Annotated in this window: 21 protein-coding genes; 9 read left to right on the top strand and 12 right to left on the bottom strand. The window is 59.2% G+C overall.

The window, feature by feature from the left end:
• Window positions 1-41: 41 nt before the first annotated feature.
• Together LDN84_RS09455 and LDN84_RS09450 are read left to right on the top strand one after the other, a co-directional pair.
• Window positions 42-2,237 carry a phosphocholine-specific phospholipase C gene (locus tag LDN84_RS09455; RefSeq protein WP_223911648.1) on the top strand — a complete coding sequence of 732 codons (2,196 nt, stop codon included), beginning with the start codon at window positions 42-44 and terminating at the stop codon, window positions 2,235-2,237.
• 130 nt (window positions 2,238-2,367) lie between these two features.
• Window positions 2,368-3,144 (top strand): DeoR/GlpR family DNA-binding transcription regulator, encoded by a 777-nt coding sequence (locus LDN84_RS09450; protein ID WP_223911645.1) that lies wholly within the window; start codon window positions 2,368-2,370, stop codon window positions 3,142-3,144.
• A 561-nt stretch (window positions 3,145-3,705) separates the two neighbouring features.
• Here the strand turns inward: LDN84_RS09450 and LDN84_RS09445 are convergent.
• From LDN84_RS09445 to LDN84_RS09410, 8 genes are all read right to left on the bottom strand, one after another.
• Window positions 3,706-4,881, bottom strand: coding sequence for an acetyl-CoA C-acyltransferase (locus LDN84_RS09445; protein WP_223911643.1), 1,176 nt, complete (start codon window positions 4,879-4,881; stop codon window positions 3,706-3,708).
• 117 nt (window positions 4,882-4,998) lie between these two features.
• Window positions 4,999-7,098 (bottom strand): 3-hydroxyacyl-CoA dehydrogenase NAD-binding domain-containing protein, encoded by a 2,100-nt coding sequence (locus LDN84_RS09440; RefSeq protein ID WP_223911640.1) that lies wholly within the window; start codon window positions 7,096-7,098, stop codon window positions 4,999-5,001.
• A gap of 110 nt (window positions 7,099-7,208) precedes the next feature.
• Window positions 7,209-7,646 carry a universal stress protein gene (locus LDN84_RS09435; RefSeq protein ID WP_223911637.1) on the bottom strand — a complete coding sequence of 146 codons (438 nt, stop codon included), beginning with the start codon at window positions 7,644-7,646 and terminating at the stop codon, window positions 7,209-7,211.
• Window positions 7,647-7,724: 78 nt separating this feature from the next.
• Entirely contained in the window at window positions 7,725-8,486 is a 762-nt protein-coding gene (locus LDN84_RS09430; RefSeq protein WP_223911634.1) for a 2OG-Fe dioxygenase family protein, read from the bottom strand.
• A 48-nt stretch (window positions 8,487-8,534) separates the two neighbouring features.
• Window positions 8,535-10,160 carry an NAD(P)-binding protein gene (locus LDN84_RS09425; protein WP_223911631.1) on the bottom strand — a complete coding sequence of 542 codons (1,626 nt, stop codon included), beginning with the start codon at window positions 10,158-10,160 and terminating at the stop codon, window positions 8,535-8,537.
• A gap of 2 nt (window positions 10,161-10,162) precedes the next feature.
• Entirely contained in the window at window positions 10,163-11,155 is a 993-nt protein-coding gene (locus LDN84_RS09420) for a thiamine pyrophosphate-dependent enzyme (RefSeq protein ID WP_223911627.1), read from the bottom strand.
• Window positions 11,156-11,181: 26 nt separating this feature from the next.
• Window positions 11,182-12,435 (bottom strand): transketolase C-terminal domain-containing protein, encoded by a 1,254-nt coding sequence (locus tag LDN84_RS09415; protein ID WP_223911624.1) that lies wholly within the window; start codon window positions 12,433-12,435, stop codon window positions 11,182-11,184.
• Entirely contained in the window at window positions 12,428-13,012 is a 585-nt protein-coding gene (locus tag LDN84_RS09410) for a 2-oxoacid:acceptor oxidoreductase family protein (protein ID WP_223911622.1), read from the bottom strand. Before LDN84_RS09410 ends, LDN84_RS09415 begins: the two co-directional genes overlap by 8 nt.
• A gap of 221 nt (window positions 13,013-13,233) precedes the next feature.
• Here LDN84_RS09410 and LDN84_RS09405 point away from each other — a divergent pair, with 221 nt between their 5' ends.
• The 4 genes from LDN84_RS09405 (at window position 13,234) to LDN84_RS09390 (ending at window position 17,281) form a co-directional block, all read left to right on the top strand.
• Window positions 13,234-13,743 carry a hemerythrin domain-containing protein gene (locus LDN84_RS09405; RefSeq protein WP_223911620.1) on the top strand — a complete coding sequence of 170 codons (510 nt, stop codon included), beginning with the start codon at window positions 13,234-13,236 and terminating at the stop codon, window positions 13,741-13,743.
• 133 nt (window positions 13,744-13,876) lie between these two features.
• Window positions 13,877-14,110: a DUF2798 domain-containing protein gene (locus tag LDN84_RS09400; RefSeq protein WP_223911617.1), complete on the top strand. Its 234-nt coding sequence runs from the start codon at window positions 13,877-13,879 to the stop codon at window positions 14,108-14,110.
• A 61-nt stretch (window positions 14,111-14,171) separates the two neighbouring features.
• The gene (locus LDN84_RS09395; protein WP_223911614.1) at window positions 14,172-15,476 is read left to right on the top strand and encodes a hypothetical protein; all 1,305 of its coding nucleotides are present in this window, start codon (window positions 14,172-14,174) and stop codon (window positions 15,474-15,476) included.
• The gene (locus LDN84_RS09390; RefSeq protein ID WP_223911611.1) at window positions 15,476-17,281 is read left to right on the top strand and encodes an N-acetylglutaminylglutamine amidotransferase; all 1,806 of its coding nucleotides are present in this window, start codon (window positions 15,476-15,478) and stop codon (window positions 17,279-17,281) included. The genes LDN84_RS09395 and LDN84_RS09390 overlap by 1 nt, the downstream gene beginning before the upstream one ends.
• Before the next feature lie 26 nt (window positions 17,282-17,307).
• Here the strand turns inward: LDN84_RS09390 and LDN84_RS09385 are convergent, their stop codons facing one another.
• Window positions 17,308-17,850 (bottom strand): DUF2799 domain-containing protein, encoded by a 543-nt coding sequence (locus LDN84_RS09385; protein ID WP_223911608.1) that lies wholly within the window; start codon window positions 17,848-17,850, stop codon window positions 17,308-17,310.
• A gap of 81 nt (window positions 17,851-17,931) precedes the next feature.
• A complete protein-coding gene (locus tag LDN84_RS09380) occupies window positions 17,932-19,119 on the bottom strand; it encodes an aminotransferase-like domain-containing protein (protein ID WP_223911605.1) in 1,188 nt (395 codons plus the stop codon).
• Window positions 19,120-19,251: 132 nt separating this feature from the next.
• On the opposite strand from LDN84_RS09380, the gene LDN84_RS09375 reads away from it, so the two are divergent.
• The 3 genes from LDN84_RS09375 to LDN84_RS09365 are packed head-to-tail and all read left to right on the top strand — an operon-like array spanning window position 19,252 to window position 21,543.
• Window positions 19,252-20,052, top strand: a complete 801-nt coding sequence (locus tag LDN84_RS09375) for an HDOD domain-containing protein (protein ID WP_223911602.1) — start codon at window positions 19,252-19,254, stop codon at window positions 20,050-20,052.
• 13 nt (window positions 20,053-20,065) lie between these two features.
• Entirely contained in the window at window positions 20,066-20,710 is a 645-nt protein-coding gene (nth, locus tag LDN84_RS09370; RefSeq protein WP_223911598.1) for an endonuclease III, read from the top strand.
• The gene (locus LDN84_RS09365) at window positions 20,707-21,543 is read left to right on the top strand and encodes an HDOD domain-containing protein (protein WP_223911595.1); all 837 of its coding nucleotides are present in this window, start codon (window positions 20,707-20,709) and stop codon (window positions 21,541-21,543) included. Before nth ends, LDN84_RS09365 begins: the two co-directional genes overlap by 4 nt.
• Here LDN84_RS09365 and LDN84_RS09360 read toward each other — a convergent pair.
• Window positions 21,533-22,153, bottom strand: a complete 621-nt coding sequence (locus tag LDN84_RS09360) for a histidine phosphatase family protein (protein WP_317134832.1) — start codon at window positions 22,151-22,153, stop codon at window positions 21,533-21,535. The two genes, LDN84_RS09365 and LDN84_RS09360, sit on opposite strands and share 11 nt — an antisense overlap.
• A complete protein-coding gene (locus tag LDN84_RS09355) occupies window positions 22,150-23,004 on the bottom strand; it encodes an adenosylcobinamide-GDP ribazoletransferase (RefSeq protein ID WP_223911591.1) in 855 nt (284 codons plus the stop codon). The genes LDN84_RS09360 and LDN84_RS09355 overlap by 4 nt, the downstream gene beginning before the upstream one ends.
• Window positions 23,005-23,027 lie beyond the last annotated feature (23 nt).

Here is a 23,027-nt window from a genome sequence, read left to right as displayed (position 1 = left end):
CTGCTCATCTGGCCCTTTCATATCCATTGCCGAAAACCACCATGACATTCAATCGCAGAAACTTCTTGCGCTCCGCAGCCACCACCACCGGATCTATTGCTGCGCTCAGCCTGTTCCCACCCGCCATCCAACGTGCTTTGGCCATTGATGCCAATAGCGCGACAGGCACCATCAAAGATGTTGAACACATCGTCATCTTCATGCAGGAGAACCGCTCCTTCGATCACTACTTTGGCACACTGAACGGCGTACGCGGTTTTGCTGACCCGTTTCCGATTCCCATGCCAAATGCCAACGGCATCACAGGCAAGAACGTCTGGTCACAACCCAATGCCACGGCAGGTGCCACACCCTCGGTGATTGCCCCCTTTCACCTCAACACAGTGCAAAACTTCAATGTGATGCGGGTACAAGGCACACCACACAGCTGGGGTGATGCGCAAGGTGCCTGGGACAACGGGCGCATGACTTACTGGCCGCAGTACAAGCAAAACCATTCAATGGGTTATTTCACCCAGGAAGACATGCCATTCCAATATGCGCTGGCCAACGCGTTCACCATCTGCGATGCCTACCACTGCAGTTCGCAAACCGGCACCAATACCAACCGCCTGTTCGCCTGGACGGGCACCAACGATGGCTTGGCCAAGCACAATGGTCCCGCCACCTACAACGATTACGACTGGTTTGACTCCAATCCAGGCAACGATGGTGGCTATACCTGGATGACCTACCCGGAGCGGCTCGAAGATGCCAATATCACTTGGCAGGTCTACGAAAACATGGATGACAATTTCACCGACAACCCGTTGGCAGGTTTTCATACTTTCCGTGCTGCCTGGAACAAAACACCTGGTTATTCCGAGGCCTTGCTCCAGCGTGGTATCAGCACCCGTGACCTGGACAAGCTCAAGGAAGACGTGTTGGCGGGTAAGCTGCCACAGGTCACCTTTATCGTGGCCACCGCCGAGGGCTCGGAACACCCCGGCCCGTCCAGCCCCGCTCAGGGAGCCGACTACACCGCCAAGGTGTTGGATGCCCTGACATCCAACCCTGATGTCTGGAGCAAAACCGTGCTGTTCCTGAATTTCGACGAAAACGATGGCTTCTTCGACCACGTGCCACCACCAGCTCCGCCCTCTTATGTCAGCTGGGATGCCGATCCCACCAAGGCTCAGCTGGCCGGTGCCAGCACCGTGGCGACTACTGCCGAATACCACGAACATATCCAAAGTTACAACACCGCCCCGTACGAACCCCTTCTGTTGCACCGCCCTTACGGCCTTGGCCCACGCGTGCCGATGTACGTCATCTCGCCATGGAGCAAAGGCGGCTGGGTCAACTCGCAGGTATTCGACCACACCTCGGTTCTGCAATTTGTTGAACGGCGTTTTGGTGTCAGCGAGACCAATATCTCGGCTTGGCGTCGGGCTGTGTGTGGCGACATGACCTCAACCCTCAACTTCGCCGACCCGAACAACACCGAGTTCTTCAAGAGCCTGCCCGATACCACCGCGTTGGCCACCCGCGCCCGCGCCCTGCCAAGCAAAACCACACCGCTACCACCCAACGTGGCCACCATGCCGGTGCAAGAAAAAGGTACTCGCCCCTCACGCGCCCTGCCTTACGAATTGCACACCAGCGCGGTGATCGACACGAGCGCACAGACCGTCAGGCTGAGCTTCGACAACACCGGCAAGGCGGCTGCGATATTCCACGTCTATGACCGTCTGCATCTGGATGGCATTCCGCGTCGCTACACCGTTGAAGCGGACAAGAGTCTCACAGGAAGCTGGTCACTGGCTGCCGACAACGGCGCTTATGACTTGTGGGTGCTGGGCCCCAATGGTTTTCACCGTCACTTCACCGGCAATGCCAAGACTTTGGCGGCCGCCAGTCAACCCAATCCGGAAGTGCAGGTTTGCTACGACATTGCCAACGGCGACCTGATGCTCACTTTGAGCAACACCGGCAGCGTGGCATGCGGTTTCAGTGTGGTGGCGAATGCCTACTTTCCCAACACAGCGCAAACACTGACCGTCGCAGCCGGCAAAGAGGGTGCCCTGAACTGGGCACTCAAGAGCAGCGGTTATTGGTATGACTTCACCGTGTCAGTCCCCGCACTCAAGGGCTACACCCGGCGTTTCGCCGGGCGGCTGGAAACCGGTAAACATTCGATCAGCGACCCCGTGCTGTTTGGCACGGCACTGAGCGACCAACTGGTGATCAATGCCTGATTGATTCAGCGATTGATTCAGCAAGCGTTGAGGCATCACACAGCGCTTGCCGAGCCAGATGGAGTTGTTTCTAAAATGGCACGCCAGCTTGTGCAGGCGTGCCATTTCTTTTTCATGAGTGCTGTTTCACATGCTTCCAGACCAACGCTACCAACGCATACGGGCACTTTTAGCCAACTTTCAGCAGGTCAGCACCGATCGCATTGCCACCGACCTGGATGTCTCGCGTGAAACCGTGCGCCGTGATGTCGCGGTGCTGGAGTCCCTGGGCGAGTTGCGTCGCATCCACGGTGGTATCAAACGCCCTGAGCCCGAGCCTGAGTCACCCCTGGATGTACGTGCCAAAGCCTATTGCAATGAAAAGCGTGCCATCGTCCGGGCCGCAGCCAAGTTGTTACACCCCGGTCAAGCGGTGTTCATTGATGCGGGCAGCACGGTATCCCTGCTGGCCGACGAGTTGACCTCACTGCGAGGACTCACCATCATCACCAATTCATTCGATGTTGGACTCAAGCTCAGTGCCCCCGACGGTCAAGGCCAGCAGCGCCACTGCGTACACGTGTTAGGCGGAAGACCCACCGTAAGCATCGCCGCCAACTACGGTGATGCCACAGTGGCTGAAGTGATGCGCTGGCGGGTGGACTGGGCCATGCTTTCACCCGTGGGCATCACGGCCGACCAGGGTGCCAGCAGCTATGAACCTGCGGAAGCGCTGCTCGCACGCGCCATGTCGACCCAAGCCCGACACACGGTGATCCTGGCTGACCACAGCAAAATTGGTCAAAGCAGCCGGGTCAGTTTTTGCAGCGTGGACAAGATTTACCAACTGATCACCAATAAGCGAGCCCAGCATCTTGCTCACCTGGCAACCCTGCGCGATGCAGGCTGCAAAGTGGTTTTGGCCTAGCGCCCAAACGCTGCTGTCAAAACTCATCCTCATCCATCTGTGCGCAAGTCAAGTCAGCCGCCTTAACCACCTGCAGCCAGGGAACGATTTTCGGCAACTCATAGCGATAAAAATAGGCTGTAGCGCTTATCCTGCCTGCGTAAGAAGCTACTGAAACAGTAGCATTCCGGCTACCGGATCGATGGGTGTCTTGTGGTGGCAAAAATGAGAAACATGTGTCAGCCACTATTCGGAGTGGGAATCAGGCCGACGGCGCGCTCAGCTCCGCGGCTGTTCCCCGCCCTACGGGCTCCTCCTTGATGTGGCAAAACCCCACGTCCACGCTACGTTGAGCACACCGCCGACCTGATTCCTGGAACTGTTTTGGATTTCATGCCCCGAATACCGCCCAAGTGTCGACACCGTTGACGCTGGGGCGGATGGTGCAGCGGCATCAAGGACGAGCCCCAATGCGCCAGCGTTTGGGCGGGGGACAGCCGCGCAAGCATTCGCCCCAGTGTCAATGGTGTATACGCAAAATCCACCGTAGCCCACGTTTTACATAGGCCAAGCGCTATCAAATTACAAGACTTCAAACACCCCACAAGCCCCCATGCCGCCACCGATACACATGGTGACCGCCACACGCTTGGCACCACGGCGTTTGCCTTCGATCAGGGCATGGCCGGTCAGGCGCTGGCCGCTCACACCGTAGGGGTGGCCCACGGCGATGGCACCGCCGTTGACGTTCAGACGGGCGTTGTCAATGCCGAGCTTGTCGCGGCAATAAATGACCTGCACGGCAAAGGCTTCGTTGAGTTCCCACAGGTCAATGTCGTTGACTGTGAGGCCCAGGCGGCCCAGCACCTTGGGGATGGCAAACACCGGGCCAATGCCCATTTCATCCGGCTCACAGCCGGCCACGGCAAAGCCCAAAAAGCGGCCCAGCGGCTGCAAGCCCTTGCGCTGCGCGACTGCTTCGTGCATCAACACCATGGCACCCGCACCGTCGGAGAACTGACTGGCATTACCCGCCGTGATCAGGCCACCGGGCATGGCAGAACGCAGACCGCTGATGCCCGCCACGGTGGTGCCAGCGCGAATACCTTCGTCCTGGCTGACCGTCACCTTTTTGGTCGTCAGACCCATGACTTTGTCAGCCACACCCATGGTGACGGTGATCGGAGCGATCTCTTGCGTGAACAAACCGGCTTCCAGCGCGGCGCTGGCTTTTTGCTGGCTGGCGGCACCGTATTCGTCCATGGCTTCGCGGCTGATACCGTAGCGCTTGGCAACGTTTTCGGCGGTCTGCAGCATGTCCCAGTAAATTTCGGGCTTGTTTTTGAGCAACCACGGATCGGTGATCATGTGTTTGTTGAGCTCCTGCTGCACGCAGGAAATACTCTCGACACCACCGGCCACATAGGTGTCACCCTCACCGGTGATGATGCGTTGGGCAGCCAGCGCAATGGCTTGCAGACCGGAAGAGCAAAAACGGTTCAGCGTCATGCCCGACACCGTGACCGGGCAACCACCCCGCAAGGCAGCCTGGCGGGCAATGTTGGAGCCGGTCGCGCCCTCAGGCAGGGCGCAGCCCAAAATCACGTCTTCGACCTCGGCAGCGTCAATACCGGCGCGCTGGATGGCGTGTTCAACTGCATGACCACCCAGCGTGGCCCCGTGGGTCATGTTGAAAGAGCCCTTCCAGCTTTTGGCCAAGGGGGTGCGGGCGGTGGAAACAATTACGGCGGATGTCATGGTGATCTCCAAAGTGTGGAGGACAACGCTGGCCCCGTTTCTAGGGCTGCGGCTTGTCCTGCAAATTTTCAAAATTGATAGCTGCTTGCGCTTGATTTGTCTGCTCTGGAGGCAGTTTTAACCAAATATTTTGCCTTCAGAAGCCAACTTGGCCAGCAGCGGTGCGGGTTGCCAGAACTTGGCATCGTCCAGCGGGTTCTGGGCAAAGCGCTGCATGGCTTGCACCACGTTGAACAAGCCGACCTCATTGGCATAGTTCATCGGGCCACCGCGGTACACCGGGAAGCCGTAGCCAAAGATGTAGACCACGTCGATGTCGCTGGCCTTGTTGGCAATGCCTTCTTCCAGGATGTGAGCGGCTTCGTTGACCAGGCTGAACACCAGGCGCTGGACAATTTCTTCGTCCGAAATCTTGCGCGGTGTGATGCCTAACGCAGCGCGGTGGTCTTCGATCATCTTGACCACCTCAGCGTTTGGAATCGCGTCCCGCTTGCCGGGCACGTAGTCGTACCAGCCGGCACCGGTTTTCTGGCCAAAGCGGCCTTTTTCGCACAGCAGGTCGGCGGTCTTGCTGTACTTCATGTCAGGCTTTTCGGTATAGCGGCGTTTACGAATGGCCCAGCCAATGTCGTTACCGGCCAGGTCGCTCATGCGAAACGGCCCCATGGCCATACCAAATTTCTCCATGGCCTTGTCCACCTGCGCCGGGGTGCAGCCCTCATCCAGCAGGAAGCCGCCCTGGCGGCCGTATTGCTCGATCATGCGGTTGCCAATAAAGCCGTCACACACGCCCGACACCACGGCGGTTTTCTTGATCTTTTTGGCCAGGCTCATCACCGTGGCCAGCACGTCTTTGGCGGTCTTTTCACCGCGCACCACTTCCAGCAGCTTCATGACATTGGCCGGGCTGAAGAAGTGCAGGCCGACCACGTCTTGCGGGCGCTGGGTGAAGCTGGCGATTTTGTTCACATCCAGCGTCGAGGTGTTGGAAGCCAGAATCGCGCCGGGCTTCATCACGCGGTCAAGTTCCTTGAACACGGCTTCTTTCACGCCAATGTCTTCAAACACGGCTTCGATCACCAGGTCGGCATCGCTCAGGTCGTCGTAGCTCAGCGTGGTGGACAGCAGGGCCATGCGCTGCTCGTACTTGTCTTGCTTGAGTTTGCCTTTGCTGACCTGGGCTTCGTAGTTTTTGCGGATGGTGGCCAGGCCTCGGTCCAGCGCTTCTTGCTTCATCTCCAGCATCTTCACCGGCACACCGGCGTTGAGGAAGTTCATGGCAATGCCGCCGCCCATGGTGCCTGCGCCGATGATTGCTACAGCATTAATAGCGCGTTGCGCCGTATCTGCGGCAACATCCGGTATTTTGGAGGCTGCACGTTCGGCCGTGAACAGGTGGCGTAGCGCACGGCACTCGGGGGTCCACATCAGGTTGATGAAGGTTTCACGCTCCAGTGCCATGCCATCGTCAAACTTGCGCTTGGTGGAGGTTTCCACCATGTCAACACACTTGACCGGGGCCGGGAAATTCTTGGCCATGCCTTTGACCATGTTGCGCGCAAACTGAAAATAAGCGTCGCCCTGCGGGTGGCGGCTGGGCAACTGGCGCACCTGCGGCAGGGGGCGCATATCCGCCACTTCAGCGGCATAAGCCACCGCTTCAGCCAGCAAGGTCTCGGCCGAGGTAGCCATCCTGGTGAACAGCTGCTGGCCGGGCACCATGGCCAACAGTTCACTCTTGACGGGTTCGCCGCTGACAATCATGTTCAGCGCAGGCTCCACACCCAGGGCGCGCGGCAGGCGCTGTGTGCCACCGGCACCGGGAATCAGGCCGAGCTTGACTTCGGGCAACGCCACATTGCAGCCGGGGGCCGCAATGCGGTAATTACAACCCAGTGCCAGTTCCAGCCCACCCCCCATACACACGGTGTGCACAGCGGCAATCACCGGCTTGGTGGCGGCTTCGACCGCCAGGATAACGCTGAGTAAATTGGGTTCCTGGTAGGCTTTGGGCGAGCCAAATTCGGTGATGTCGGCCCCGCCCGAAAAGGCTTTACCCGCGCCAGTGATGATGATGGCCTTGACGTTGGCATCCGCATGGGCTTGCGCCAGCCCATCGGTAATGGCCAGGCGCGTGGCCAGTCCCAGGCCATTCACAGGTGGGTTGTTCAACGTGATGAGGGCAATATTGCCCTGCACGGTGTATTCAGCGGTCATGGCTCTTTCCTTTTAAAAAAATAGAACGGTCGTTCTATTTATTGTAGAAAGAGTTGATGACCGCCTGACTACGGGTAAGCCCTAGGTTTGTCGCGAAGGTGATAACAACATCAATCGCGTACCACCAACACCGGCAGTTTGGTGTGTGACAACACGGCTTGGGCCACGCTGCCCAGCACCAGTTTTTCAAACCCGTTGCGGCCATGGGAGCCCATCACTATCAGATCAGCCTTCAGCGACACCCCGGCCTCGACAATGCCGCGCCAAACAGTGTGGGCTTCAATGATGGAGCTGTCTACCGTCACGGCGGCGCTGGCAAAAGCTTCTTTGGCCGTTTTCACAGCGGCATTGGCTTCGGCTGTGGCCGCACTCAGGTATTCGGCCTGGCCGTAGGCAAAATCAGTGCCCACACCGGTAAAGGGGTACGGGTCAATCACATAAATCACCGTCACCTGGCTACCAAAGGCTTGTGCCAGGCCAATCGCTTTGCCCACAGCCAACTGCGCGGTGTTTGAGCCATCAACGGGCACCAGAATATGTTTGAACATGGTTTACTCCTCGTAAAAATATCGGACAAGCTGATTGTGAACCAGACCCTTCAAGACTTGGCACACAATTCACCAATTTCATGCCGCATCATCCTGAAACCCATGGGCTCTGAGCGTCACCACCAGCGTATCGCGAAAGCAGGCCAGGGGTGAGGCCCGTTCAGGCACCAAGGGCTGAATGGGTGTGGACTCATGAATCACACGGGCATCATCAAGCAACAAAACCGACCAGGGTTGCGCCAAGGTAAAACGCTGCCCTTGAGGGCCATCAGCCTCAAACACCCGGGATTCGCCACCCTTGATGCCCTGGCGGTTCACCATGAACACCGCCACCATGTCCACCCCATCACGATGTGCACCCTCTGGTGTGGGCCGCCCAATGCCATCGGTGGTGTCAATGCGGAACTGGTGTGCCTCAATAAACCAGGTTTGCACCCCTTTGAGCGCCGAGCAGACTGAACCAGTCCACACCAGCAATTGCTGCCAGTCCGACTGCTCAGCCACGCTGGGTAACACGGGTTCAAACCAGCGCTGCATACCGCCATGCAGTGCGTTGTATTCAAGGGGTTGCCAGTGGGCGCGGTGCGGCACCTGGCGCAAGTGGCCCTGCTCCAGCACATAGCTGGCATGGCGACGCCGACGGTAATGACCACCGTCTTTCAGGTAACGGTCTGGCGGCAAGTCAGCCCAGGTTTGGCCCAATTCATGCAGGGCATTTTCGGCGCAGCCACTTAAGGATCGCACGCCTTGAGCATCCAGAACGGCAAACCCTTGCTGGAGCAAGGTACGGGTACAAGCGGCGGGCTCAACGACAGGGGGTTGGGAGGTAAATACATTCATGCCCCCAACTTTAGCGCCTGAACCCGCCTGTTTGGACTCAGGCCGGGCTCAAATATCTTCCGGCACCATCTTGATGGCCCCACAAGGGCATTCAGAGACACAAATGCCGCAACCCTTGCAGTAGTCGTACTTGAATTCAAAGCCCTTGCCGGGGCCAAGTTTGACGACGGCGTTGTCCGGGCAGACACCGTAGCAGTTGTCACACTCAAAACAATTGCCGCATGACAGGCAGCGCCGCGCCTCGAACAAGGCGTTGCTTTCATCCAGCCCGCCCTGCACTTCTTCAAAAGTGGATTGACGGCGGATGATGTCCAGCATGGGACGCACGGTTTTGGGGGCGTCGCTGTAGTACCAGGTGTTGAGCTTGTCAAAGGTGGCGACCTCGGTCTTGGGTGCAGGGGTATACACACGGCCACTGAGCCAGGCATCCATATACCGCGCCGCCTTCTTGCCATGCCCAATCGCCACCGTGACATTACGCTCGGCCGGCACCATGTCGCCCCCGGCAAAAATGCCATCGTGGCCGGTCATCATCTGCGCGTTGACCTGCACCACACCATCATTCACCACCATGCCGGGCACACCGTCAATCAGCGACAAGTCCACATCTTGCCCCAGTGCCAGCACCACCGAGTCAGCCTCCAGGGTTTCAAACTCACCGGTGGGCTGCGGGAAACCTTTGTCGTCCAGCGCCATTTTCTCCACCGTGATGGAGGATTCGCCAGCTTGTTTGATGGTGGACAGCCACTTGATCATCACCCCTTCTTGCAGCGCCTCTTCCACCTCAAAGTCATGGGCGGGCATTTTGTCGCGGTTGCGCCGGTACACAATGATCGACTCGGTTGCACCCAAGCGTTTGGCGGTACGCGCCATGTCGATGGCAGTATTGCCACCGCCGTACACCACCACCCGGCGGCCCAACAGGGGTTTGTCCTCGCCCTCCATGGAGCGCAGCACCGACACCGCATCCAGCACCTTGGCCGAGTCACCGGCCGGAATGTAAGCCCGCTTGGCAATGTGGGCGCCAACGGCCAGAAACACCGCGTCAAAGCCCCCATCCTGCTTGGCTTGCAGCACATTGGTGATCTTGGTGTTGTAAACCATCTCAACACCCATGTCGACAATCCGTTGCACTTCGGTATCCAGTACCTGGCGGGGCAGGCGGTATTGCGGAATGCCAAAGCGCATCATGCCGCCAGGCAAGGGGCCAGCTTCGATCACCGTCACCGCATGCCCCATGCGAGCCAGATGGTAGGCCGCCGACAGGCCTGATGGCCCGGCCCCGACCACCATGATTTTTTTGCCGGTCGGCGCTGCCGGTGGTGGCAGCTTCCAGCCCTGGGCAATCGCCTGATCCCCCAGAAAATGCTCCACCGAGTTGATGCCGACCGGCAAATCCAGTTGAGCCCGGTTGCACGCGCTTTCACAGGTGTGGTAACACACCCGGCCCATGATGGCCGGAAACGGGTTGTCTTGCACCAGGGTGTTCCAGGCGGCCTCGTAGTTGCCGGATTCGGCATGAAACAGCCAGCCCTGGATGTTCTCACCCGCCGGGCATTGGTGGTTGCACGGCGGTTTGCGGCTCAGGTAGACCGGGCGCTCGGTGCGCCAGGAACCGGTGTGGTTAGCCAGCGAACTGCCGACATCGAGTGTGATGGCAAATGGTTTTTGCATGGTTATTCCCCCAACAAACCAAAACGGCGAATATTGCGGTCTGCCCGCGCTTGCAAGCGGGCCAGCGTGGCTACATCGGGCTTTTTGCCAAACAGATGAGCAAAGCGCTTTTGCGGGCGCAGGTAGTCTTCCACCGGAATCTGGCGGCGGATTTTCAGCACCCCGGTGACCTCACCACGCTCGGCCTCAAACACCGGAAATACGCCACTTTCCACCGCCAGGCGCGACAGTTTGATGGTGTCATGCGAGGCCGCGCCCCAGCCCAGCGGGCAAGGCACAAAAATGTGGATGTAGCGTGCCCCGTGGATCGACATGGCCTTGGTCACCTTGTATTCCAGGTCACGCAAATCGGCCACCGTGGCGGTGGCCACGTAGGGAATCTCATGCGCCATGGCGATCAGCGGCACATTTTTGCCCTGACCAAACTCATTGCCGGGGTGGGGGCCCACCGACATGGTGGTGGCGGTGCGGGCCGCCGGCGGCGTGGCACTGGAGCGCTGCACGCCGGTGTTCATGTAGGCCTCGTTGTCGTAGCAGATGTAGAGCACATCGTCGTTGCGCTCAAACATGCCGGACAGGCAGCCAAAACCGATGTCGGTGGTACCACCATCACCGCCCTGCGCCACCACCCGCACATCGCTGCGGCCCTTGGCTTTCATGGCCGCCGCAATGCCGGTGGCAACCGCTGCGGCGTTGCCAAACAAGGAGTGCACCCAGGGCATTTGCCATGAGGTTTCAGGGTAAGGTGTGGAAAACACCTCCAGACAACCGGTGGCGTTGGCCGCAATCAACTGGCCGTTGGTGGCCGCCATAGCGGCATCAATGGCATACCGCGCGCCCAGCGCCTCGCCGCAGCCCTGGCAGGCGCGGTGGCCGGAGTTGAGGGAGTTGCTGCGTGCGGCACCGGCCTGCACACTGCGTTGCTCGGGGGCGAGCAAGCGGTTACCGACGGTGAAGGTGCCGGTTTGGTAGAACTTGACCAAGGACTGTTCCATGATGTTTCTCTCTTGTCAGTGGGCCATCAGCCAATGTGGGATGACACCGTGCCAATGTCGCGCAAGATGCCCTCGGCCACCGGGCCGGAGCGGCGATGCGCTTTTTCACGCTCCAGCACACGGTTGACCACGTCCCAATCCAGGTCCAAAAATGTGAGCAGCTCAAGCTTGTCTGCAATGGCCTGCAACAGCAATTTGTGCACAGAATATTTGGTAATGGCACGGCCACCAAGACCGGCAACCACCGTCAGCACCGGTTGCGGGCGGTTGCGCACGGCACTGCGCACGTCGCGCGACACAATGCCGCCAATGCCTACTGCAAAGCACTTTTCAATCACCACAATGCGTTTGGCATGCGCCGTGGCATCGCGGATGGCGGAAATCGGGAAGGGTCGGTAAGAGGTGATGCCCAGCACCCCGACCTTGATGCCCTCAGCACGCAAATCGTCCACCGTGTCTTTGATGGTGCCCAGCACCGAGCCCAGCGCAATCACGATGGTCTCAGCATCTTCTGTCAGGTAAGTCTTGATCAGCCCACCCGAGTCGCGGCCAAAAATCGCTTTGAATTCTGTAGCAACCTGCGGAATCAAATCAAGCGCCTGCATCTGTTTGGCATGAGCCAGGTAGCGCACCTCGGTGAACGCCTCGGGGCCGACCATGGCACCGATCGTCACCGGGTCATTCGGGTCCAGCACCTGGCGTGGCTCATAGGGCGGCAAAAAGCGGTCAACCTGCGCCTGATCCGGCATATCGACCCGCTCATAGGCATGGGTCAGGATGAAGCCGTCCATACACACCATCACCGGCAGTGACAGCTCTTCGGCAATTCGGAAGGCCTGGATGTGCAAGTCCAGCGCCTCTTGGTTGGTTTCGGCAAACAGTTGCAGCCAACCGGCATCACGCATACTCATGCTGTCGGTGTGGTCGTTCCAGATGTTGATGGGGGCACCAATGGCGCGGTTGGCCACCGTCATCACAATCGGCAAGCCCAAGCCAGAGGCGTTGTACACCGCCTCAGCCATGAACAGCAAGCCTTGGCTGGCGGTGGCCGTGTAAGCCCGCGCCCCGGCGGCGGAGGCCCCAATGGCCACACTGAGGGCAGCAAATTCAGACTCCACATTGATGAACTCGCAAGGTGTCAGCTCCCCCGTCTTCACCAGCTCACCCAAGCCTTCGACGATGTGGGTTTGTGGGGAAATCGGGTAGGCACAAATCACCTCCGGGCGGCTCAGCGCCACCGCTTTGGCTACGGCATGGGAGCCTTCGCATTGTTCAAGCATGATGTGCCTCCTGTTTGGCCTCTTCCATGACGATCTGGTAAGCCTCGGCGGCTGCGGCCTTGTTGCCCTGTGCCACCGCGCCCTTGAATTTTTCGTCAATGGCCTTTTGTACCGCCTCCAGCGACACCAAGCCACCCAAAGCCGCAAAAGCGCCGAGCATCGGCACATTGGGCACGGCCCGGCCGACATGTTTCATGGCCAATTCGGAAGCCGGCACGGTCAGCAAATGGGTTGGCTTGAAGCCTTTGACAAAGTCACCAATACCCAACTCTTCAAAACTGCGGGTGGTGTTGATCAGGATATAACCCTCTTTTTTCAGGCCACTGAACACATCCACCTGATGCAGCAGCGTGGGGTCTTGAATGATGATGGCATCGGGCTGCATGATGGGCTCGCGCAGACGAATCTCTTTGTCGTCCATGCGGCAGAATGCCACCACCGGTGCCCCGGTGCGCTCCGAGCCAAAACTGGGAAAGGCCTGGGCATGGCGGCCACCCAAAAAAGCGGCGATGGACATCATCTCCGCACCGGTCACGACCCCTTGGCCGCCCCGTCCGTGAATGCGAACCTGAAACATGTGTGCTCCTCCTGGTTGTGCAAGGCCTACCAGACGTAAGTGTCTGCGGTCTTTTCAACAGGCGCAATGTTGATCCATCATGAAAAATCAGTTTTGACCTACATCAAACAAACTGCTTGCCCAGAGCTTACAAAAAAGACATCACAAATTCATGACCTGCATCAAATCAACTGATGCAGTCAGTCGGTATGCTTCGCGCCTCTCTTTGAAAGGAATCTGGTATGCCCACGCTCGAATGGTCTGACACACTGGCTCTTGGTTTGCCCGTGATGGATGACACCCACCACGAATTTGTCGACCTGCTGGCCAAAGTGGTCAGCGCCCCGGATGCAGATCTGCTGCCACTGTGGCGCGACTTGGTCTCCCATACCGATGAACACTTTGCCCGCGAAGACCGCTGGATGAAAGACACCGGCTTCTCCAGCACCAACTGCCACACCACCCAGCACCAGGTGGTGCTGCAGGTGATGCGTGAAGGCGACAAACGCGGCACGGCCGGTGATCTGGCCGTAGTCCGCCAAATGGCCGATGAGCTGGGTACCTGGTTTCCCATGCATGCCCAAGCCATGGACGCCGCACTGGCGCTGCACCTGCGGGGCGTGGGTTACGACCCGCTGACCGGCCAGGTCAACATGCCACAAGCCCTGCCGACTGAAACCATTCATGGCTGCGGTGGCTCGACCTGCTCACCTGCTGAAGCACCAGCCCAAGAAGAAGCCAGCTTGGCCTGAGGCTTTCAAAGTGATCCAAATGCTATTTATAACATAGCATTTGACGCTTTACTGACAAGCGCTAGAAGCCTATTTTTCATATATTACTGAAGGTTGAGACTCCTCCTGAAGCCTTTTTCTAATTGTGAAACGCATGTATCCACAAAAAAAATATCACTTGGTTTTTTCGTTGGTTATGGGAGCCATGATGGTGTTTTTGATGACCTTTGTGATCACCCTGGCCAATTTGGGCTGGGTCGAGCACTTTATTTTGGCCTGGGCCAAATCCTTCACCATTGCCTATGTGGTGGCCGTCCCGGTGATTTACTTTATTGCCCCGGTCGCGCGCAAAATCACCCACCAAATTTTGGGCATGCCCTCGGTCTGAGACCCCAGACTTGGCGACCGAATACGTCCCGCTGGTTGACTGAGGCAGAATCCACGCCTGTATGACCCCTACCCCCACCCCAACGCTGCCTTTGACCACCGCCGAGGCCCTTAACCGCGACTGTTTTTGCCGCACCCTGAACACCGAGCGCCTGCGCGAGCAGCTGGAAAGTGACGACAGCCTGAGCGGCATGCTGAGCGACATTCTGCGCACCCGGCCCAACCTGTTTTCCAGTACGGTGGTGTTTATCTCCAGCGAGATGCAACGCCAGATCAGCGCCACCGTCGCCGCCATCGAGCGAGTGGCCACCCTGCCCGGCTACCAGGTGCAAGCCCTGTCCCGCGCCAGCTCTGCCGCACAACTGGATCACGGGCCACGCAGTGTGTGTATGGGTTACGACTTTCATGTCAGCGCCCAGGGTCCACAGCTGATTGAGATCAACACCAATGCCGGTGGCCTGCTGCTCAACGTAGCACTGGCGCGGGCCCAGGAAGCCTGTTGTGATGAGCTGGACTGGGCTTTCCCCTCCCACGCGCGGCGTGACACCCTCAGGCAAAGCATTTTTGACATGTTTGCATCTGAATGGCAGTTGCAGCGTGGATCGCTGCCTTGGCGCAGCGTGGTGATTGTGGATGAGGCCCCGGCGGAACAATACCTGGCCCCAGAATTTGAGCTGTTTCGCCAACTGTTTGCGCAGCACGGCATGCGCGCCGCCATTGCCGACCCGAGCGAGCTGAGCTGGCAACACGGCCAGCTGATGCACCAGGGCCAGGCCGTGGACATGGTCTACAACCGGCTGACCGACTTTGACCTGACCGAGCCCGCCAGTCTGCCACTGCGCCAGGCACTGGAAGCCCGCGCCGTGGTGGTTACACCGCACCCGCGTGCCCACGCCCTGCTGGCCGACAAACGCAACCTGATTGCCCTGAGCCAGGACGAACTGCTGCTGGCCTGGGGTGCCAGCGCCGCCGACCGCAAGCTGCTGGCCAGCAGCATTCCGACCACCCGGCTGGTCACGCCCGAGCGTGCCGACGAGCTGTGGGCACAACGCCGCCAGCTGTTCTTCAAACCAGTGGCAGGTTTTGGGGCCAAGGCCGCCTACCGGGGTGACAAACTCACCAAACGGGTGTGGAGCGAAATTCTGGAGGGCGATTTTGTCGCCCAGGCCCTGGTGCCCCCCAGTGGCCGCATGATTGAGATGGATGGTATGCAGACTGATTTGAAATTTGACCTACGCGCCTACGCCTATGGCGGCCAGGTGCAGTTGCTGGCGGCCCGCATGTACGCCGGGCAAACCACCAATTTCCGCACCCAGGGCGGCGGTTTTGCCCCGGTGATTGTGGTGCCTGACCAGGTGGCCATCTGATGTGCGGGCTGTGCGGCGAACTGCGCTTTGACGCGACCACGCCCGACATGGCGGCCATCAGCCGCATGTCTGACCAACTGGCTCGGCGCGGGCCGGATCATGCGGGCAGCTACCAGGACGGCCCGCTGGCCTTTGGTCACCGGCGCTTGTCGATCATTGACCTCTCAAGCCACGCGCACCAGCCCATGGTGGATGCGGCGCTGCAGCTCACCCTGGTGTTCAACGGCACGATCTACAACTACCGCGAGCTGCGCAGCGAGCTGCTGGCACAGGGTTACAGCTTTTTCTCCGAAGGCGACAGTGAAGTCATCCTGAAAAGCTACCACGCCTGGGGGCCACAATGTGTGAACCGGTTCAAGGGCATGTTTGCTTTTGCCATCTGGGATCAGCGCAGCGGCCAACTGTTTCTGGCGCGGGATCGCTTTGGCATCAAACCGCTGTACCTGAACCAGACCCCGCAACGCCTGCGTTTTGCCTCCAGCCTGCCGGCGCTGCTGGCCGGTGGCGGGGTCGATACCAAGCTGGATGCGGTGGCGCTGCACCACCACTTCACCCTGCACACCGTGGTACCCGCCCCCCGCACCATCCTGCAAGGGGTGCGCAAACTGGCCCCGGCCAGTACCCTGATGATCGACCCGGACGGCAGCGTGACCGAACAGGTGTACTGGACGCTGGCGGCCACCCGCCCCGAAACCCCGCTCTCTGAGGCCCAGTGGCTGGAAGCCACCCGCGAGCATTTGTCCAGCAGTGTGCAACGCCGCCTGTTGGCCGCTGACGTGCCGGTGGGGGTGCTGCTGTCGGGCGGGCTGGATTCCAGCCTGCTGGTCGGGCTGCTGGCCGACCAGGTGAAAGATTTGCGCACCTTCTCCATCGGCTTTGAAGACCTGGGCGCAGGGGCCGAAAAAGCCGACGAGTTTGAATACTCCGACCAGATTGCCGCGCACTTTCAGACCCGCCACCACAAATACAGCATCCCCAACACCGAGGTCATGGCCCGCCTGCCCGAGGCGGTGGCGCAAATGACCGAGCCGATGGTCAGCCACGACGTGATTGCCTTTTACCTGCTGGCTGAGCGGGTCTCCAAAGATGTCAAGGTGGTGATGTCCGGCCAGGGCGCCGATGAGGTTTTTGGCGGCTACTTCTGGTACCCCAAAATGGATAGCAGCCCAGGCACGCCGCTTGAGCGCTTCAGCCAACATTACTTTGACCGTGAGCATGCCGAATACCAGCAGATGATCACCCCCGCGTTTCAGGTGGGCGATGTCACTTCCGGGCTGATTGCGGCTGAACTGAGCAAGCCCGATGCCGATGAATTTCTGGACCAGGTCTGGCGGCTCGATGCCACCACGCTGATCGTGGACGACCCGGTCAAGCGGGTGGACAACATGCCGATGGCCTGGGCGCTGGAGGTGCGCACCCCGTTTCTGGATCACGAGCTGGTTGAGCTGGCCGCCCGCATGCCGCCCGAACTCAAGCTCAAGGAGGGTGGCAAGTTCCCGCTCAAGGCGATTTCACGCGGGCTGATTCCTGATGCGGTGATTGACCGGCCCAAGGGCTATTTCCCAGTGCCCGCGCTGAAATACGTGCGGGGTGATTTTCTGGAGATGATGCGCGGCATCTTGATGTCAGAGGCCTGCCTGCGGCGCGGTCTGTACCAGCGCGATTACGTCAACCAGTTGCTGGCCAACCCCGAAGCACCCGAGCACTTCACCCGCATCAACGGCAGCAAGCTGTGGCATCTGGCGCTGCTGGAATGGTGGCTGCAAGTGCATGTGGATGGCCATACGCCGCAGGCTGCACGCTGACACCCCGCACGCACCCAGAAGCCTCCTCAGGGCTGGGGTGCCAGCAGTTGCTGCTGACCCAACAAGCTGCGCAGGCGGAACTGGTCCTTGTCGATCAGGCCCATCCTGTCGCGAATCTGGCGCTTCTCATCGTCACTTTTTGACGCTTCAAGCTGCTTTTGCAAGCGATTGGTTTCCTGGGTATTGCTGTTCATGCGCTGCTGGGTGCGGTAAACCTGCAGCCCGGCATTCAGGGCACGGGAAAACCCCTCGTAGCCGGTTTGCCCCACACACACCTGATCTTTGCCGCTATGGCCGGCCTGCCCCTCACGCCAGCCATTGGCCGCGGTACAAAAGTGCTTGATACCTTCGTCCCAGCCTTTGCGGTAGGCCTGGGCATTCGGCACCACGCCTGTTTTGCCACAGTCTTCGGTGTAATCGGCCAAAAGTTTTTCAGACTCGCCACGCGTGCCATCACTCAAGCCCACCCGCCCCCAGTCGGCCACCTTGCATTCGGATTCCGACATGGACTGGCAACCCGCCAACACCACGGCAGCCAGCACAAAGCCCGTTAAAACCAGTTTATTCATAATCTACCCCAGTCTGTTTTTGATAGCTACTGACGCTTGTTTAATAAGCGCCAGAAGCCAATTTCTTATCAATTTTCAGAGCTAAAGCGCCTGCCCCAGCCGGGCGATGCCTTCCGCAATCTTGGCCACATCCGCCGTGGCAAATGACAGGCGCAGTGTGTGGTGATCAGGGTCATGCGCATAGAACGGCGCACCGGGCACAAACGCCACCAATTTGTCAATGGCACGTTGGGCAAACTCGGTGGCATCACTGAGCTGGCCACGATCTCCGGTGAGCCTGGCCCAGAAAAACATGCCGCCCTGGGGTTGGTTGAAATCGATCGCATCACCCAACTCACGGCGCAGCGATTCGGCCATGACCTGGGCGCGCTCGGCATAGGTGCGGCGCACCACTTTCAGGGTGTCGTTCAGGCGATCCATCGTCAGGTAATGGGCACAAATGGCTTGCGTCAGGTTGCTGGTGTGGGCATCACTGAACTGCTTGCACATGGTGGCTTTGGCCAGCAACTCAGGCGGTGCAATCATCCAGCCCACACGCAGGCCAGGGCTCAGGATTTTGCTGAAACTGCCGCAATGGGCCAACCAGTCGCGGCTGCCAGGCACATCGGCACTGAGTGCCAGCAGGCTGGGCGGGGGGGCCTGGTCAAAATACAGCTCGCCATAGGGGTCGTCTTCCACCACCAGCGTCTGTGTGCGGGCTGCAATTTCCAGAATACGCTTGCGCCGCTCAAGGCTCAAGGTGGCGCCACTGGGGTTGCCAAAGGTGGGAATCAGGTAGACCAGCTTGGGCCGGTGTTCTTCGATCAACGCTTCCAGTTTGTCCACGTCCACACCATCGGCATCAATCGGCGCGCCGATGATCTGTGCGCCGTACAGCCGGAAACACTGGATGGTGGCCAAAAAGGTAGGGGCTTCCACAATCACCTTGTCGCCCGGCGAGATCATGGTTTTGCCAATCAGATCCAGCGCTTGCTGGCTGCCGGTGGTGACGATCAGGCCCTCCGGCGTGACGCTGGCCCCTTTGCCGGCCATAAAACCGGCAATGCCTTCACGCAGTGGCCCAAATCCTTCGGTGGCCCCGTATTGCAAGACCGGGCCGGGGTTGCTGGCCAGTACGGCGGCGCTGGCTTGGGCAATACCTTGCGCATCAAACAGTGCCGGGTCAGGGAAACCACCGGCAAAGCTGATGATGCCGGGCTTGCCCAGCAGTTTAAAAAGCTCCCGAATGGCAGAGGTTTCTACGTTTTGAAGTCGTGTGGCAAATTGCATAAAGTGGCTTGGGGGTTACGGAAACAAAATGAGCAGCATGAAAATAAATTGACTCATCCGTTTGACTTGAAACGGTCATGAATTGGGGTAAATTGTCACTGATTGCCAAACTACTATAAACAGGAAACAACCATGTCGAGCATTGATGCTTTTTTTGCCACCGTCAAATTGCCGTCCATTTCCGAAGTGGCGCAACAACTCATCAAGACGCTCAACCGTGACGATGCCGGCATCCAGGAGGTCAGCGACATCATCGCCAAAGACCCGGCCTTGACCGCCAAGCTGTTGCGACTGGCCAACAGCGCCCAGTTTGGCCTGCCGCGCGGTGTTGCTTCACTGGACGAAGCGATTCACATGGTGGGCATGGCCAAAGTGCGCGCCCTGACGCTGACCGCGTGTATGAATGATTCTTTTCCGACTTTTCCGGGTCTCAATGCCCAGGAGTTCTGGCGCTTCAGCATGGCTTGTGCGGGCTACACCCAGTGGCTGGCCAGCAGGCTGGGCATGGATGGGCAGTTGGCCTGGCTCACCGGCATGATGGTGCGACTGGGTGAGCTGCTGATCCTGCAAGCCCAGCCCCAAGCGTTGACCGAGATTGAAAAAATGCCGCACCAACCGGGTAGCCGCTGGGAACGCGAAAAGCGCTTGATTGGTTTTTCAGAAGGCCAAATCACCGCCGAGCTGGCCCGCCGCTGGAACTTCCCCATCCAGATCGTGCAAGCCCTGGAGCGCAGCTACGATCCGCTGGTTGAACAAGCCTTCTCCCGCCTGGGCACCGTGCTAAGTCTGGCTGGCACGCTAGCCGATATTCCCAATGCCACGGCAGATGCGCTGGATCTCCTGCCAAGCGATGCGATCACCAAACTTGGACTGGATACCACCTGGATGAAAACCAGCTTTCCGGCGGCCGAGTCTTTTATCCACATCACCTGACACCCCAACATCCATGAAACGCGCTGACATTGAGGCTTTTTTTGCCACCTTGGCTGCGGCCAACCCCCACCCGCAAACCGAGCTTGAATATGCCAGCGTGTTTGAACTGCTGACCGCCGTGCTGCTGTCTGCCCAGGCCACCGATGTCAGTGTCAACAAGGCCACCCGCAGCCTGTTTGTGCTGGCCAATACACCGCAAAAAATGCTTGATCTTGGCCTGGAGGGGCTTGAAGCCCAGATCAAAACCATTGGTCTGTACCACAGCAAGGCGCGCCATCTGCTGCAAACCTGCCAGATACTGGTGGCGCAGCACGGCGGCCAGGTGCCCCGCACCCGCGAGGCCTTGCAGGCCCTGCCCGGTGTTGGCCGCAAAACCGCCAATGTGGTGCTCAACGTGGCCTTTGGTGAGCCCACCATGGCGGTGGACACGCACATTTTTCGCCTGGGCAACCGCACCGGTCTGGCCCCGGGCAAAACGCCGCTGGAGGTCGAACAGCAATTGCTCAAACGTGTCCCCGCCGCCTACCTGGTGCACGCCCATCACTGGCTGATTTTGCACGGACGCTACATCTGCCAGGCCCGCGCACCCCATTGCTGGCAATGTGCCGTCGCATCACACTGCGATTTCAAACCCAAAACCACCTCCAAATCATCATGAGCCTGCCTGATCGCGCCCCTTTCACCGACATGTCTGTCTTTTTGAAGTCCGTGCAATGGCCAGTGATGCCGGAAGCGGGCCAGGCCTTGATTCGCACCCTGAACGACGAAGATGCCGACACCTACACCATCTGCCGCATCATCAGCAAAGACCCGACGCTGACCGCCACCTTGCTGCGCATGGCCAACAGTGCCATGTTTGGCCTGTCCGGCACAGTCGACACCCTGGAGCGTGCCGTGAGTGTGGTCGGCATGTCCCAGGTGCGCTCCCGCGCCCTGTCCGTCTGTGTGGTGAACAGTTGCAACTTGCCAACCGGTATCAACCGCCTGGAGTTCTGGCACTACAGCATGTTGTGCGCCGGTTATGCCCAGTGGCTGGCTGAGCTGTGTGACGTGGACGATCAGGAAGCCTGGCTGTGCGGCATGATGCTGCGCCTGGGTGAAATCAATCTGGGCCAGGCACGGCCATCGGCCTTGCCCCAGATTGAAGCCAAACCGATCAACCCCGGTGAACGCTGGCTGCGCCAGCGTCATCTGGTGGGTTTTGATGAGGGCGAAGTCACTGCTGAATTGGCGCACTACTGGGATTTCCCAGAGGCGCTTGTGCAGGGTTTGCGTCACACCGCACAGCCGCTGGTCATGAGCGAATTCCGCCAGCTCAGCGCCGTGCTGAACCTGGCCGCCCGGTTGGCCGAGAGTGGCCCCATCACCCCGCAAACCCTGAACGAGCTGCCCGTGATCTTGCTGGAAATGCTGCATCTTGACCCGTCCAACCTGCTACTGGATGCACCCGATGCAGACACACTGGTCGATGTGTCGGTATTTAAATCCTGAAATCAAGCCGACGGTACTGTCCAAAACCAGGGGCATCCACGGGCCAAAGTGCAGCGTCATGCACTTCGAGCACACCCTGTGCCAGCAAACTCACCGCCCGGATCACCCCGGCATGGGTGAGCCACACGGGTGCCACACCACGGGCGCTTTGGGCTTGCGCATCACACCATGCCCATTCGACCCGGGCCATGAATTCAGCCACACTTTCAGCTCCACCAAAACGGTATTGCCAGAAGTCTGTGGTCCACGCATCGTAAGCGTCCCGGGGAATAAGGCTCCAACGTTGCCCCTCCCATTGACCAAAATTCATTTCTCTCAGTCGTGCATCATTTTTATAAGCCAAATCTGGCCTTAATGCGCATAGCTGCTTCCTAAGCAGCTCGCATCTTTGTAGCGTTGAAACATGCAAAAAAGCACCTGGTGGCAGCTGCTGCGCCAAAGCTTGTGCCGCTATGTGGGTGGCTTGTGAGTCTGCCGCCACATCCAGCGCACCGTAACACACACCAGGCTCAAGCAAAGGCTGAGCGTGGCGCACCAACCAGAGCGGCATGACCGCAGAGGGGGCTGTAGATGCCTGGTCACCAGGCACAGCGGCGGCGGATGGCCTCACAAACTCAACGCCACGCCAAGGTAAAACGCCATTTCACACACCTGCTGCGTGGCCCCCAGGCAATCACCGGTAAAACCACCGAGCCTGCGCCAGAACCAGCGCGCCATCAGCGCCCAGGCCACGGCGGACAACGCCACCGCGTTCAGCAAGGCCCACAACAAACTATCCATGGCGAGATCAATTGCTATAAATTCAGTAGTATTCTGCGCATATACAACAAGTGCCATAGCCCCCAAAGACCATAAAAATCCAGTCCCCAGCGCAGCCCCGCTGATCTGATCTGCCAGCGGTTTGGATTTGGAACCCGCCACGTCCCCCACATGGGGCAGGAGCCGAATGGTCAGCAGTGGCCAAGTGCGTGACACCACATGCGCCGCAAACAGCGCCGTCACCATCAGCGGGGCACTGACATCCCCCAGCAAGGTCAGCAAAGCAACCTTGCTCAGCAGTGCCAGTACCACAGCAATCGCACCAAATGCGCCGACCCGTGAGTCTTTCATGATGACCAGTGCGCGGTCACGGTCGGCGCTGCCACCCAGACCGTCAGCCACATCGGCCAGACCATCTTCGTGAAAAGCGCCGGTAATCAGCACCCCCAGCACCGTGCTCAAAACAGCGGCCACCAGCGGTGCAGAACCGGTTGGCGGCAAACCCATCAACAAGGCGAAACTGAAACCCGCCACCAGCGCCCCGACCAACACCCCTACACCAGGGAAATGCCCCGCACTGGCACGCAACATGGCCGGGCTATAGCCCACCCAATCGGCTAGTCGCCCAGTGACCGGAATTCGTGTAAAAAACTGCAGACTCAGCAGGTAATGTCGGAAAAATTGGAGCACAAAGTGGGGCATGGCATCACGTCAGAAGGCACCCC

This window comes from Rhodoferax lithotrophicus (assembly GCF_019973615.1).
Taxonomy (GTDB): Bacteria; Pseudomonadota; Gammaproteobacteria; order Burkholderiales; family Burkholderiaceae_C; genus Rhodoferax; species Rhodoferax lithotrophicus.
This window is presented reverse-complemented; position numbering and strand designations above follow the sequence as displayed.

What these genes read in the sequence shown, in the direction of transcription:
- LDN84_RS09455 (WP_223911648.1), top strand. Translation starts at nt 42, where the DNA reads ATGACATTCAATCGCAGAAACTTCTTGCGCTCCGCAGCCACCACCACC.
- LDN84_RS09450 (WP_223911645.1), top strand. Translation starts at nt 2,368, where the DNA reads ATGCTTCCAGACCAACGCTACCAACGCATACGGGCACTTTTAGCCAAC.
- LDN84_RS09445 (WP_223911643.1), bottom strand. Translation starts at nt 4,881, where the DNA reads ATGACATCCGCCGTAATTGTTTCCACCGCCCGCACCCCCTTGGCCAAA.
- LDN84_RS09440 (WP_223911640.1), bottom strand. Translation starts at nt 7,098, where the DNA reads ATGACCGCTGAATACACCGTGCAGGGCAATATTGCCCTCATCACGTTG.
- LDN84_RS09435 (WP_223911637.1), bottom strand. Translation starts at nt 7,646, where the DNA reads ATGTTCAAACATATTCTGGTGCCCGTTGATGGCTCAAACACCGCGCAG.
- LDN84_RS09430 (WP_223911634.1), bottom strand. Translation starts at nt 8,486, where the DNA reads ATGAATGTATTTACCTCCCAACCCCCTGTCGTTGAGCCCGCCGCTTGT.
- LDN84_RS09425 (WP_223911631.1), bottom strand. Translation starts at nt 10,160, where the DNA reads ATGCAAAAACCATTTGCCATCACACTCGATGTCGGCAGTTCGCTGGCT.
- LDN84_RS09420 (WP_223911627.1), bottom strand. Translation starts at nt 11,155, where the DNA reads ATGGAACAGTCCTTGGTCAAGTTCTACCAAACCGGCACCTTCACCGTC.
- LDN84_RS09415 (WP_223911624.1), bottom strand. Translation starts at nt 12,435, where the DNA reads ATGCTTGAACAATGCGAAGGCTCCCATGCCGTAGCCAAAGCGGTGGCG.
- LDN84_RS09410 (WP_223911622.1), bottom strand. Translation starts at nt 13,012, where the DNA reads ATGTTTCAGGTTCGCATTCACGGACGGGGCGGCCAAGGGGTCGTGACC.
- LDN84_RS09405 (WP_223911620.1), top strand. Translation starts at nt 13,234, where the DNA reads ATGCCCACGCTCGAATGGTCTGACACACTGGCTCTTGGTTTGCCCGTG.
- LDN84_RS09400 (WP_223911617.1), top strand. Translation starts at nt 13,877, where the DNA reads ATGTATCCACAAAAAAAATATCACTTGGTTTTTTCGTTGGTTATGGGA.
- LDN84_RS09395 (WP_223911614.1), top strand. Translation starts at nt 14,172, where the DNA reads ATGACCCCTACCCCCACCCCAACGCTGCCTTTGACCACCGCCGAGGCC.
- LDN84_RS09390 (WP_223911611.1), top strand. Translation starts at nt 15,476, where the DNA reads ATGTGCGGGCTGTGCGGCGAACTGCGCTTTGACGCGACCACGCCCGAC.
- LDN84_RS09385 (WP_223911608.1), bottom strand. Translation starts at nt 17,850, where the DNA reads ATGAATAAACTGGTTTTAACGGGCTTTGTGCTGGCTGCCGTGGTGTTG.
- LDN84_RS09380 (WP_223911605.1), bottom strand. Translation starts at nt 19,119, where the DNA reads ATGCAATTTGCCACACGACTTCAAAACGTAGAAACCTCTGCCATTCGG.
- LDN84_RS09375 (WP_223911602.1), top strand. Translation starts at nt 19,252, where the DNA reads ATGTCGAGCATTGATGCTTTTTTTGCCACCGTCAAATTGCCGTCCATT.
- nth (WP_223911598.1), top strand. Translation starts at nt 20,066, where the DNA reads ATGAAACGCGCTGACATTGAGGCTTTTTTTGCCACCTTGGCTGCGGCC.
- LDN84_RS09365 (WP_223911595.1), top strand. Translation starts at nt 20,707, where the DNA reads ATGAGCCTGCCTGATCGCGCCCCTTTCACCGACATGTCTGTCTTTTTG.
- LDN84_RS09355 (WP_223911591.1), bottom strand. Translation starts at nt 23,004, where the DNA reads ATGCCCCACTTTGTGCTCCAATTTTTCCGACATTACCTGCTGAGTCTG.